This is a genomic window from Streptomyces sp. NPDC001100, assembly GCF_053598575.1.
On the sequence record NZ_JBSFKO010000012.1, the window covers coordinates 244,438 to 256,183 of the forward strand.

At 71.7% G+C, this 11,746-nt stretch carries 12 protein-coding genes; 3 read left to right on the forward strand and 9 right to left on the reverse strand.

Annotated features, from left to right (window positions below):
- Position 1: 1 nt before the first annotated feature.
- Entirely contained in the window at positions 2 to 490 is a 489-nt protein-coding gene (locus ACWDEW_RS20010) for a DUF4913 domain-containing protein (protein WP_450514283.1), read from the forward strand.
- A gap of 61 nt (positions 491 to 551) precedes the next feature.
- Here ACWDEW_RS20010 and ACWDEW_RS20015 read toward each other — a convergent pair whose 3' ends face one another.
- Complete coding sequence (locus tag ACWDEW_RS20015) at positions 552 to 1,586, reverse strand: NlpC/P60 family protein (RefSeq protein ID WP_450514284.1); 1,035 nt, start codon at positions 1,584 to 1,586, stop codon at positions 552 to 554.
- Between the two features lie 181 nt (positions 1,587 to 1,767).
- Here ACWDEW_RS20015 and ACWDEW_RS20020 point away from each other — a divergent pair, with 181 nt between their 5' ends.
- Both ACWDEW_RS20020 and ACWDEW_RS20025 read left to right on the forward strand, forming a co-directional pair.
- Positions 1,768 to 2,160, forward strand: coding sequence for a hypothetical protein (locus ACWDEW_RS20020; RefSeq protein ID WP_450514285.1), 393 nt, complete (start codon positions 1,768 to 1,770; stop codon positions 2,158 to 2,160).
- 44 nt (positions 2,161 to 2,204) lie between these two features.
- Positions 2,205 to 3,395, forward strand: a complete 1,191-nt coding sequence (locus ACWDEW_RS20025) for a DUF418 domain-containing protein (RefSeq protein WP_450514286.1) — start codon at positions 2,205 to 2,207, stop codon at positions 3,393 to 3,395.
- Here the strand turns inward: ACWDEW_RS20025 and ACWDEW_RS20030 are convergent.
- The 8 genes from ACWDEW_RS20030 to ACWDEW_RS20065 form a co-directional block, all read right to left on the reverse strand.
- Positions 3,292 to 5,115 carry a type IV secretory system conjugative DNA transfer family protein gene (locus ACWDEW_RS20030; protein WP_450514287.1) on the reverse strand — a complete coding sequence of 608 codons (1,824 nt, stop codon included), beginning with the start codon at positions 5,113 to 5,115 and terminating at the stop codon, positions 3,292 to 3,294. The genes ACWDEW_RS20025 and ACWDEW_RS20030 overlap by 104 nt on opposite strands.
- Positions 5,103 to 6,908 (reverse strand): ATP/GTP-binding protein, encoded by a 1,806-nt coding sequence (locus tag ACWDEW_RS20035; protein WP_450514288.1) that lies wholly within the window; start codon positions 6,906 to 6,908, stop codon positions 5,103 to 5,105. Before ACWDEW_RS20035 ends, ACWDEW_RS20030 begins: the two co-directional genes overlap by 13 nt.
- Entirely contained in the window at positions 6,905 to 8,398 is a 1,494-nt protein-coding gene (locus ACWDEW_RS20040) for an SCO6880 family protein (protein WP_450514289.1), read from the reverse strand. Before ACWDEW_RS20040 ends, ACWDEW_RS20035 begins: the two co-directional genes overlap by 4 nt.
- A gap of 168 nt (positions 8,399 to 8,566) precedes the next feature.
- Positions 8,567 to 9,808, reverse strand: coding sequence for a hypothetical protein (locus ACWDEW_RS20045; RefSeq protein ID WP_450514290.1), 1,242 nt, complete (start codon positions 9,806 to 9,808; stop codon positions 8,567 to 8,569).
- A 1-nt stretch (position 9,809) separates the two neighbouring features.
- The gene (locus ACWDEW_RS20050) at positions 9,810 to 10,565 is read right to left on the reverse strand and encodes a hypothetical protein (protein WP_450514291.1); all 756 of its coding nucleotides are present in this window, start codon (positions 10,563 to 10,565) and stop codon (positions 9,810 to 9,812) included.
- Positions 10,566 to 10,578: 13 nt separating this feature from the next.
- Complete coding sequence (locus tag ACWDEW_RS20055) at positions 10,579 to 10,866, reverse strand: hypothetical protein (protein WP_450514292.1); 288 nt, start codon at positions 10,864 to 10,866, stop codon at positions 10,579 to 10,581.
- Between the two features lie 80 nt (positions 10,867 to 10,946).
- The gene (locus ACWDEW_RS20060; RefSeq protein ID WP_450514293.1) at positions 10,947 to 11,225 is read right to left on the reverse strand and encodes a hypothetical protein; all 279 of its coding nucleotides are present in this window, start codon (positions 11,223 to 11,225) and stop codon (positions 10,947 to 10,949) included.
- Positions 11,222 to 11,746 (reverse strand): hypothetical protein (locus tag ACWDEW_RS20065; protein ID WP_450514294.1); only part of this gene is annotated, 525 nt, incomplete at its 5' end. The genes ACWDEW_RS20060 and ACWDEW_RS20065, both read right to left, overlap by 4 nt.

Genomic DNA, 11,746 nt, shown 5'->3' on the forward strand with positions numbered 1-11,746 from the left:
CATGACGGTCCACACTCCCACCACCGAGCCGACGGCCGAAACCCCGCCCACCGCTCAAACCCCGCCCCCCGCACCGAAGTTCATCCTCTACTTGCAGGCACCGGAGTACGGGCAGACACTCCGGAAGCTGACGCTGTGGGTACACCACGTGCTGTTGCCCGTCTACGGTCGTGAGGTCACTTCTTCGGCCCCGTGGTGCTCGAGCTGGTGGGAGCACCCGGAAGCGGTGGCCCAGCTGCACGCCCTGTGGCTCGCGTGGGGAGAGCTGACCGACACCGGTTCTCCCGCCGGCCCGACCGGCCCCGCCGCCTGGCACCGGGACTACCTGTCGTCGGTCATGCAGAACCTGCGGGACCCGTCGGGCCCGTTCGCCGGCTGCAAGGCCGGCACCCACCGGCCGAAGCAGGTCCCCACCGTCGACATCGCCGACCCGTTCGGACAGCGGCCCCTGCCGCCCGACCCGGCACGACCGACGCCGAAAGGGCCCTGACAGCGGTGAGGGGCGGACCGAGTGGACCGCCCCTCACCGCTGGCGCCGGGTCGCCGACGGTTCACGCGTCCGGCCGCACCACCCCCAAGATCTGCATGGACGCAGCCGGCGACATATACACCACCCGCCCCGGCCGAGGCGCCGAGATGATGTCCCCGCCCCCGATGTAGATCGCCACGTGACTGGCGTCGGAGAAGTAGACGATCAGGTCCCCGGGCCGCATGTCCTCGACCGGAACGTGCTTGAGCCGGGCCCACTGCATCTCCGACGTGCGGGGGATCGTGACACCCGCCGCCAGCCACGCCTGGCTCGTGAGGCCGGAGCAGTCGAAGGAGTCGGGGCCCTCGGCGCCCCAGACGTAGGGCTTGCCGATCTGCTTGACGGCGAAGGCGATGGCCTTCTGGCCTGCGGAGGTCGCGTCGGTGCCGACCTTCTTGAGGATGCCCGTGCTCTCCCACTTCGCCTGGGCCTGGTCGGCGTCCTTCTTCTCCAGGTCGGCGAGACGTTGGCGTTCCTTCGCGGCGAGCGAGGACTCCAACAACTTCGCCGTGGCGATGTGCTGCTGGATCGCCTTGCGCTGCGTCGCCATCGCCCGGCGGCTCGCCTGCAACCGTTTCAGTTCGGCCGCCGCCTCGTCCGTGCGGGTGCGCAGGGCCGACTTCGTCGCCGTCAGGTCCGTCAGCAGGTTCTGCGTGTTCTGCTGGGCCTGGAGCGCCAACCCTGCGTTGTCCAGGGCCCGTCCGGGGTCGCCGGCCAACGCGAACTGGAGCTCGGCGGGCACGCCGCCGCCGCGGTACTGGGCCCTTGCCGTCGCTCCGGCAAGGGAGTTGAGACGGGTCAGTTTCGCCTCAGTCGTGCGGACCTGGGAGTTGAGTGAACCGACCCGCTTCCTCTGTGCCTTCACCTTGCCGTCGGCCGCGTTGTACTTGTCGGTCGCCACCTCCGCCTGGTGGTACAGGCTCTCAAGCTTGTGCTGTACCTCGGTGAGGGTCTGGGGGTCGGCCTGGGCGCCCTGTTGGCTCGCCGCCGTCAGAGCGCAGGCCAGGGCGACTGCTGCCGCCGCCCGGTAGCCGTGTGTGCGCAGGGGCCGTCTCATCTGGGCCGAAGCTCCCTTCGTACGCATCGGTGAGGATGCGTACACACAACGGGCGCCACCCGTACGGCGGTTCAGAGAACATGTGACGGTTCGGACCCGTGGCGGGGTGAGGGCGTGAACCCGTGGCGCGCGGCAGACGTTGTGCGCGAGAACGGGTACGACGGCTGGTGAAGGGGACCGTATGGACGCCAAGTTGCTGCTGCTCGCCTTCTGCACGGGGGCGGGTATCGGGTTTCTCCTTCTCGCCGTACGGCAGTTGGTGACGGTGGCACGGCTGTGGGTGCGCGGAGTGCTCGTGACGGGCACCGTGATCCCGCGTATCGCGGGCGACCGGCGGCGGACCGGGCTGGTGATGTTCACCGACCACCTGGGGCGGCCCGTCGTCGTCGACACGGGGGCGTACGGGCCGCTGCGCGGACTGCCGCCGGTCGGCGGGACGGTGCCCGTGGTCTACCCGCGCAACCGGCCCACGGCGGCCCGGCTCTGGACCCCGCGGTATCTGCTGTCGCCGACGTTCGGATGGTTCCTGACGTCGACCGTGTCCTTCGTGTGCGGGACCCGGCTGACGCGGTGAGCGGGCGCGGGACGGTGGGTCCAGGGCGGGTCCAGGATGTCGATGTGCTGCGCGGGTTCGCCCTGTTCGGCATCCTGCTCGTCAACGCCCAGCTGATGGCGGGTCCTTACACCGCGTTCGGCGGTGGTCCGCATGCCTCCGGCGCCGACCGGGCCGCCGCCTGGGCGGTGACCGCGACCACCACCCTCTATCAGCTGTTCTCGTTCCTCTTCGGCTACAGCTTCGTCCTCCAGGAACGCTCCGCCGGACAGCCGGGCGGCGGGTCCGCCGGGCGCCATCTCCGGCGTACGGCAGGGCTGTTCGGCCTCGGGCTCCTGCACGCGGTGCTGCTCTACACCGGGGACATCCTGATGACGTACGCCGTCCTGGGACTGGTCCTGTACGGCCTGCGCGGGATGGGTCCCCGGGCCGCGCTGCGGGTCGCGGTCTGTCTGGTGGTGGGCCTCGCGGTGCTGCTGCTCGGGTACGGGCTGTTGAACGTCGCCTTCACTCGGCCGGTCACCCCGGCGCAGTACGCTCCCGAGGCCGCGCGGACTGTGGCCGCCTATCGCGGCGGTTTCCTGTCGGTCGTAGGGGCCCATCTGCGCGAACTGCCGTCGACCATGGGCGCGAACGTGCTGTACGCGCCCGACATGCTGGCCGCGTTCCTGGCCGGCCTCGCGGCGGCCGAGGTGGGCCTGGTGGAGCGGCGCGGTCGGGACCGGAAGTGGCTCAAGGACGTCGTCGTACGGTGGCTGCCGGTCGGTCTGGCCGGTGGGGCGGTCACCGCGTGCTGTGCGAACGGGCCGCTGGACAGCCGCTGGTTCCTGGTCGGACATGCGGTGTCGCTGCTGACCGCGCCCGCGCTCACGGCGTCGTCCGCCTGCGGTCTGCTCCTGCTGGTCGGCGCGGTGCGCCCGGTGGCGGGCCCTGTGCTGGCCGCCTCCGGGCGCATGGCCCTCACGCAGTACCTCTCACAGTCACTGGTCCTCGCGTTCGTCTTCACCGGCTACGGCTTCGGTCTCTACGACCGGGTCGGAACCGCTGTCGTCCTCGCCGGGTGTCCGGTGCTGTACGGCGCCCAACTCGCCCTGGGCGTATGGCTGATGGGGCGGGTACGGTACGCGCCGGCCGAGCTGGTGCTGCGGACCGTCACGCTGTGGCGGCGTCCCGGTAGCTGTCCATCTCCACGACGTTGTCCTTCTCCAGGGTCAAGCCCAGGCCCGGCAGCAGACGAGCCGCTGCGCGCTCCGTGATCGCCGCCGTCTCCGCCTTCGCCGCCGCCGAGATCTCACCGGCGCCCGGCTCCTTGTACCAGGGGCGCAGCCGGATCAGGGCCGGCTTGACGCCGGTGGCGAGGAGCAGGGCGGTGCCCTTGGGGAGGGCGCGGATCCGGTCGGGCGGCAGGACGGACTCCTGCCGGTAGGAGTACGAGCGTGACGTGCCGTCCTTGCTGCGGGAGATGCTCGGGGTCTTCACGTCGTGCTGGCCGACCAGGGTGGAGATCTTCTGCACGAAGTCGGCGTCGTCCAGGCCCGCGCCGAGGAGTTTGATGGTCGCCGCGCTCCACAGCGCGTCCATCCCGACATCGCCCCACACGCGGGCGCCCTGGCGGTAACTCTGGAGCAGGGTCACGACGTTGATGCCGCGCGAGCCGAAGTGCGAGTAGAGGTCGGGGAGATCGGAGATGCGGCACACGTTGGCGGCCTCGTCGAGGACCGCGGTGAGCGGCGGGTCGAGCCGGCCGCCCATCCGTTCGGCGGCCACGACACCCGCCCGCATCGTCGCGTCGGCGAGACCCGCGATGACGCCGGCCGCCGAACCACCGCCGTCCTTGGACAGCAGGTAGAGGGTGTCGGTGCCCAGGACGTGCTCGTGCGGGCGGAACTCCGGGAGCTGGGGGTCGGGTGTGACCCAGGCGAGGATCCCGGGGTCGAGGAGGCAGGACGCGGTCTGGCGGGCGGTCTCGTAGATGCCGTCCCGGGTCTCCACCGCGCCGCGCACCGTGCCCTGCAACTGCTCGGCCATCGCGACGAGTCCGACCTCGCGGAGCAGGTCGATCGGGGTGCGGTCGGCGGGGTCGGCGAGCCAGGCCAGCAGCTCGGTCAGCGGGGCCCGGCCGCGGGCGGCGGCCAGGAACAGCGCGGTCAGGGTGTTCTGGGCGGCCGAGATCCAGAAGTCCTTCTTCGCGGTGTCGTCGTTGACGGACGCCACGAAGTGACCGGCCATCCGGCGGGCGCCCTCGATGGTGTGGCACTCGCCGAGGATGTTCCACCACATGGCGCGCGGGGCGTGGGCGATGCCCTGCGGGTCGAACGTCCATACCGTGCCCGCCTTTTCGCGCTGGGCGCGGGTGACGGCGTACACGTCGGACTTGTTGGAGGTCAGCAGGACCGCGCCCTGGGCGCGCAGCACCCGGGGGACGGCGATGCCGGTGGACTTGCCGGCACGGGGCGCCATCAGGTCGAGCTCCACGTCCTCGTAACTGCTGCGCAGTTCGGGGCCCTTGGGGTCAAGGTCGCCGAGGAGGTTGCCGGTCTCGTCGGGGTGGACCTCCTCACGGCCCTTGAGGGTGGGACGCAGTTCGCGGGCGCGGGCCTCGATGCCCTTGGGGCACATGGCGGCGAGTTCACGTCGTCCGGCCAGCCCCTTGGGCGCTTTGCCCCGGTCCATGAAGAAGTTCACGGCGAGGGCGGTGGGCACCGCGATGAGCGCCAGCACGCCGAACATGCCCGCGTAGAGCACGGCGGCCGGGGCGCCCGGCCACAGCGCGGTCGGTCCGTCGGAGATCAGGGAGGAGACGGTGGACATGGCGAACGGCGGGGCGTCCCAGCCGTAGCCGGAGAGGCCGGCGCCGGAGGTGCCGCCGGCCCAGACGATGGTGAACGCGAAGATACCGAAGGCGGCCAGCGCGGCGATGGCCCACTGCATCTGGTCGCCGAGGTCGGTGCTGCGGGGTCCGCTCACGCCGTCCACCCCCCGGCCGACGCCTCTGCCGCGGGGAAGCCCGGGTCGCCGGAGAGGGCGAAGGGGGTCGGGTCGCCCGGGAAGGCCAGTGGCAGTGGCCCTTCCTGGGAGAGCCGTGCGACCTCCTGGGCGGCGCGGGCGGCGGCCTGCTCGATGGCCGCCTCGTTGGTCGTCCAGCGGGTGTTGGTGTTGTGCAGGTCGCGTTCCGCGTCGGTGATGGCGACCTTGATGGGGATACCGGGGCGACCGCCGACCTTGATGAGGAAGCGGCCCCGGCCCGGAGGTTCCTCGTCCTCGCCGCGGACGCCCCAGCCGGGCGGCGAGGACCAGGACGATACGAGTTCGATCTCGCGGCGGGAAAGTCCGACCACCTTGCCCAGATCCTCCATCTCGGTCTTCGGCAGTCCCGCGCAGACGACCATGCCGGCGCGCTCGACGAAGCCGCGCGCCTTGGCGCGGTCGGCGTCGGTGCCGAGGGCCTCGGCGTCCTTGAGGGTGTGGGTGATCTTGGCGTCGCCGAGGCCGAGGGAGCGGTTGAGGCGGGTGAGGGCGTCGATGCGGTCGACGATGCCGGAGGCGGCGCGCAGCGGGCGCCACAGCTCGTCGAGCACGGTGAAGAACCAGCGCCGGGGCGCCAGTCCGGCGTCCGCGAGGGCGTGCGAGGCGGCCACCGTGCCCAGCCCGTCGGACCAGGCGGCGAGCATCGCGGCGGCGGTGAGCTGGGTGTCGGCCTCGCCGATGCCGGAGATGTCGATGCACACGGCGGGCGCGTTCGCGTCGATCCGGGTGGACGTCTCGGAGGCGAAGGTGTCGCCGAGCGGACCGTCGAGGATGCCGAGCAGGGAGCGGTGCAGCGGGTCGACGGCGTCCCGGTAGCGGGTGTCGTCGCCCCGGTCGAGGGTGACCGCGCGGACCCGGTCGGGGCCCTCCGTGAGGACGCGCAGCACGTCCGGCAGCAGCACCGTACGGCCGGGAAGGGTGCGTTCGCGCAGGTGGTGCAGGACGGCGGAGAGCACGGACTGTTCGTGGTCGTCCATCGGACGGCCGCGCACGATGGTGATGAGGGCGGCGACCATGTTCAGGACACGGCCGTGGGCCTCGGCCTTGAGGACCTCGCCGGCCTCGCCGCCGACCTTCGCGGCGGCCTCGCCCATGGCGCCCGGGTCGAGGACGTTGATGCCGCCCCGGCCGCGGCCGATGGAGATGACCTGCCCGCCGAGCGCGCGGACGGTGTCGGCGTAGTCGGGCTTGAGGTCGCCGAGGACCAGCGGGACGACACCCGTCGCGGCGAGCCCGATCAGCATCCGGTTGATGAGGGTGGACTTGCCCAGGCCCGGCATGCCGAGCATGAACAGGGAGGGGTTGGAGATGTAGCGGGCCCGGGTGAACCAGTTCAGCGGGTCGCCGCAGACCGTGGCGCCGGTGAACAGGTGCTGTCCGAGCGGCACTCCGGTCATGGGTGAGCCCGAACCGGCGGCGAACGGCCACATGCCGCAGGCCTGCACGGTGGTGGCTCGCCACATGGTGGGCGGGTCCATGTAGCCGACGCGGCCACCGCCGGCGCCCTCCCAGCCGCGGGCCGGGACGTACAGCTCCCGGGGCTTGACCGGGGCCTTCCCCTTGCCGCCGCGCTTGGCATCGGACCTGGCCCTGGCCTTCGCGGACTTCTTCGCGGCGGCCCGGGTGCCGGATCCGTCCAGGCCCACCAGTCCCGAGCCGCCCGCGGCCAGGTCCCGGAGCGCCTGCTCCTCGGCCATCAGGTCCGCTCGCTCGGCCAGCTTCTCTTCGCTACGGCGGCTCACAGCGCCTCCTGCAGTTCGTGCGGGACGAGGGTCTGTTCCCACGGAAGGATTCCGGCGGGCAGGGTGCAGCTGAACGCGGCCGCCTGCATCCGGTCGGCGGGGCGCATCAGCACCCGGGACGCCGCGGTCAGGTTGCGTACGGTGACGCTGGCGTCGGCCAGTTCCGCCATGCTGTCGACGGTGACCGTCAGCATCAGCGAGAACTCGACGAGGCCGGCGCCGGACGCCTCCTCGGCGGCGGTCTGTTCGGCCGCCCGCACCTCGGAGGCCGCGCGCGCCTGCACCATGCCCTTGCCGGACGTCGCCATGAACTGCGCGCTGCGCCGGTCGGCCTCGACGATCCGGGCCGAGGTGGCGGGGTCGATGGCCCGGTAGACCAGGGCGACCCGCTTGCGCCGGGTGCCGGGGGCGGCCTCCAGCATGCCGCGCAGCACCGATGAGCGGACGGTGCCACGGGGTGCCAGGGTCAGCATCCAGGTACGGGAGACACCCGAGTCGTGCTGGTAGGCGCTCACCGTCTCCACGGCGGCGGCGGGACCGGCGTCGTCCCACTCCAGGCCCGTTCCGCCTTCCAGGGCACGGGCGTTGAGGACGTCGGCGGCGACGGCGGGGTCGTAGGCGACCCGGACGACCTCGGCGATCCGCTCGGCCGACAGCGGGTAGGCGGCACCGCCGCCGGCCGCGACGAGTCCGCTGAGCAGGCCGGGGATACGGATGGCCAGTTCGGTCATCACGTCCTCCTTCCTGCGCTTCTGGCCCGCCGGGTTGCCGTAGGTGAGGGTGACGTAGGTGTGCATCTCGGAGGAGGCGCTCGGGTAGCGCTCGACGACCTCCTCCATCACGGCGCGGGCGGCGGCCGGCGCGTTCGGGTGGATGCGGGGCAGCACCTCGTGGGCGAGCCGGGTGCCGGGGTCGGGGGCGGTCTCCACGATCACGGTGGCGCCCTTCAGCCCGGGTTCGTGGGAGAGCCGGGCCAGCCACTCGCCCCACAGCGCGACCCAGACGTCGACCTGGTCCGGGTCGATGAGCGAACCACCGTCGGGGTCGCAGCCCAGGACGATCGTGTACAGGTCGCGCTGCGGGTGGTGCAGGATCCCGAAGGGACGGTCGTAGGCGTCGCGGCCCTCGCTCGCGGTGACCTTGTTGAGCAGGCCCGGCGGGCGGAACCGGCCGCCGGGACGCGCGGACAGCGGGCCCGAGACGTAGAGGTGCGAGCCCGCGGCCTTCCTGCGCCACCAGCCGACGCGCAGGGCGAAGAGCTGGTAGACGTTGCGGCCGTCCTGGGTGCGGATGGTGAGCGGGATGAGGAACAGGACGACCGGCACGAACACGATGATCGCCGCGTACAGCGAGATCAGCGACGCCAGCAGGGTGGCGATGAGACCGCCGAAGATCACGAAGGTGCCGACGAGTCCGAGTGGTCCGAGCCCCGCGCGCCTCGGCCTGCGCCAGTTCCCGTAGGTCGGATGGGAGACGGCTTCCGTGGACATGTGACCGGTTTCCTTTCGTGAAGTGATGGGGGTGCGGCGTGAGTCGAGGGCCGGTGGGGAGACCGCCGGGCGCCCTGGGGGAAGGGCGCCCGGCGGCCGTTCGTCAGGGGAGGCGACGCCAGAAGGAGGTACGGGCGTACGGCCTGGGTGTCGTGGACTCCCCCGGGCTCACTTGTTGTTGCCGAGTTCTCCGTCGGCCCCCTCGACGGCGCCGGAGACGGTCGAGCTCGCGACTTGGGTCGCGGCAACGGCCGCGAGGATCGCCATGCCGGCGGGACCGCCCATAGCCGCTGCGGCTTCCTTGCCCGCACCGCCCGCGGCCTGGCCGGCACCGCCGCCGCCCGTGCTCGCACCGCTGGCACCGCTGGCACCGCCCGAGCCGGACCCGCCGTCCGCACCGCTGCCGCCGGACGCGCCGTCCGCACCGCTGCCGCCGGACGCACCGCCGGTGCCGCTCGATCCGCTCGGGCCCTGCTGCTGTCCGCCGCCCCCGCCGGAACCACCGCTCATGGCGCCGACCTGCACGGCACCGCTGGCCAGCTGGCTGCCCGCCTGGCCCATGGAGGCCATCGGGTTGCCGGTGCCCATGGCCGCGGCGGCGGGCACGACGAGCTTCAGCAACGCGGGGAGGGCGATGGCGGACAGCAGCATCACGCCGATACCGGCGATGCGGGTGTTGACGTCGGCGCCCGTCTCGCTGTGCTGGCCCGCGGTGATCATCGACATACCGGCGTTCAGCACGAGGGCGACCGCCGGCTTGTAGAGCAGCCAGGCGATCATCCAGCCGATGTGCTTGCGCCACCAGCCGGCGCCCCAGTCCGTCATCGAGGCCGCGGCGGCCATCGGAAGGGTACCGAGCATGATCATCATGACGCCGAGCCGGATGTACATCAGGATCGTGTGCAGGATCCCCGCGAGCAGCAGCAGGAAGGCGAGGATCAGCAGCAGGAAGGACTGGATGTTGCTGTTGTCGCCACAGGCGCCGATGTTGTCCAGCGCCTTCTGCACGGAGTTGTCGAACAGGTAGGAGGAGTAGTTGTCCGCGACCCTCGCGGCGGCCAGGCAGATGGTGGTGGCGGCGCCCGAGACGAGGACGACGCGCATGATGCCCTTCAGGGCGGTGACACCCGCGGTGCCCCTGCGCTCGATCGCCATCTTGCCGGCCGCGAACAGCAGGGAACCGACGGCGAGATAGACCACGATCCACGATGTCTTGTTGCTGAGATCGTGCGAGGTGGTCGTGTCGTCCAGGGTCGGCACGGTCTCGGCCAGCCCCGCGAACACCGCGATCGCGGCGGCGAGGATCGTCTTCGCGATCAGACCTATGACCGTCCCGACGGGGTCGCCGAGAAAGCTGAAGAACCCGGTGATCGCGTCCGCGAGCGGATTCCCGTTGCTGCAGGCCGCCACGTCAGGCCCCCCAGAGTGTGTAGCCGACGGGGCTCTGCTCGGAGGACAGCTGCGAGTACAGGCCGCCGCTCGCGTCGGGCTGGATCTTCCAGTCGCCACCGCTCCAGCGCACATAGACGGTGGTCTTGGCATAGCCCTGGTCGTTCTTGATCAACAGCCCGACGGTCGCCGCCGCGCTCGTGTACGAGGTCACCCGGAACCCCGCGTACGACGAGGTGACCGGCGCCGCGTCCGAACCGTCCGTGTCCGGCACGGCGGTGCGCTGGAACACGAACAGTTCGCGTTCCTGCCCGGCGACCACCTGCTGGTCGGTGACGGTGCGCCACTGGGATCCGCTCATCCGGGTGGGGATGTCGGTGGCGGCCAGCACGGCACCCATGGGTGTGTGCGCGAAGCACCACCACACGGCGCCCTGGATCCTGGTCGGCCCCGCCGAGGCGGAGACCGGCACCCGCCCGATGCCGGTCCCGTGCCAGCTGATGTCCTTCGGCACGGACGTCGGTATCGCGTCGCCCGCGCTGTCGTCGGTACGGCAGCCGCCGGGGCGGCCGTCCTTCCGGGTGACGGTGCCGGACAGCGGGCCTTTGGACGCCGGCGCCTCGGCATCGCCACCGGAGCCCGAGCCGGATGTCACCGTGGTGATCACGCCCAGGACGACGACCAGCGCGAGGAACCCCGCCGATGCCTGCCAACTGCGCTGTTTCCAGTACGGTCCGGACTCCTCGGACCGCTGTTCTCCGCGCTTGAAGATGCCCACTGCCCCACGCCCTCTAGTTGAAGACGAACTGGACGAGCGGGCCGGCCGTGGCCACCAGGACACAGCCGCCGAGCACCATGCCGAGGCGGCTCATGTGCTCCGAGCTCTCACCCCGCTTCACGGAGATGGCCATCATCGTGCCGGTCACCAGCACACCGCAGACACCGGCCGCGGTACCGGCCCAGGCGAGTATGCCGAGGACGAGGTTGACCTTGTCGGTCAGTTCGGAGGGGGCGTCGCTCTTCGGCTGGGGAACGGTGGCGGCCAGGAAGTTGGAGGCTTCGTAGAGCATGGCGGACATGAGGACTCTCCGAGGATTCGGCGCCCGGCCGGAGCGGTGGGCGGGAGGGTGAACTGGCAGTACTGGAAGGTCGGTCGGCGCTACGGGCCTTGCAGGGTCAGATCGCCGAGGAACTTGACGAGCGGACCGGCCGTGGTGGCGATCACACAGGCGAGGACCACGAAGAAGACGCCGCGGAAGTGCTCGCCGCCCTCACCCGGGTCGCCGCGGCGCAGCTGGAGCGCCATCTGCATACCGACGATGATCAGTCCGGCGACACCGCAGGCCGAGGCACACCAGGACAAGGTGTTGAGGATCATTCGGCCGTCGTCGCCCGGATCCCAGGCCAAGTACTGTGCGTTGGAAAGGAGTTGACTCACGACACGGCTCCCTCGCCGTAGACGTCGCTGCCCACCAGCCGGGAGAGCGTGACGAGTTGCCTGGGGACGTACTTCAACCGGTCGTCCGTGCGCCACGCGGGGATCCACGGCACGCGGTGCACGCGGGCGACGGAGCGCAGGACCCGGATGCGGCGCAGCAGACTGAGCGGCAGCCGTCCGGGGGCGTCGGCGACGAGGACCACGGCCAGTAGTTCGAGCCCCTGCGGGGCCTTGCCGTCCGTGAGCGCGCCTAGCGCCTGGGACACGGACCGCAGTCCGCTCGCGCTGGTCCGGCCGACCAGGACGATCCGGTACGGCTCGCCCCGCGCGGGCTCCGGCCAGCGGGCGCCCACATCCACGCCGCCGAGGGCCTCGGCCAGCGAGGTCGCGCCGGAGCCGCCGTGTGCCTTGACCCACCCGACGTCCTCGCGCGGTCTGCCGCGCGGGGGCGGGCGGGGGGGCGGGGGGGGTCCCCCGGCCGGGTGCCCCCGGGGGGCCCGAGTGGGCGGGGGATCGGATCT

What these genes read in the sequence shown, in the direction of transcription:
- ACWDEW_RS20010 (WP_450514283.1), top strand. Translation starts at nt 2, where the DNA reads ATGACGGTCCACACTCCCACCACCGAGCCGACGGCCGAAACCCCGCCC.
- ACWDEW_RS20015 (WP_450514284.1), bottom strand. Translation starts at nt 1,586, where the DNA reads ATGAGACGGCCCCTGCGCACACACGGCTACCGGGCGGCGGCAGCAGTC.
- ACWDEW_RS20020 (WP_450514285.1), top strand. Translation starts at nt 1,768, where the DNA reads ATGGACGCCAAGTTGCTGCTGCTCGCCTTCTGCACGGGGGCGGGTATC.
- ACWDEW_RS20040 (WP_450514289.1), bottom strand. Translation starts at nt 8,398, where the DNA reads ATGTCCACGGAAGCCGTCTCCCATCCGACCTACGGGAACTGGCGCAGG.
- ACWDEW_RS20055 (WP_450514292.1), bottom strand. Translation starts at nt 10,866, where the DNA reads ATGTCCGCCATGCTCTACGAAGCCTCCAACTTCCTGGCCGCCACCGTT.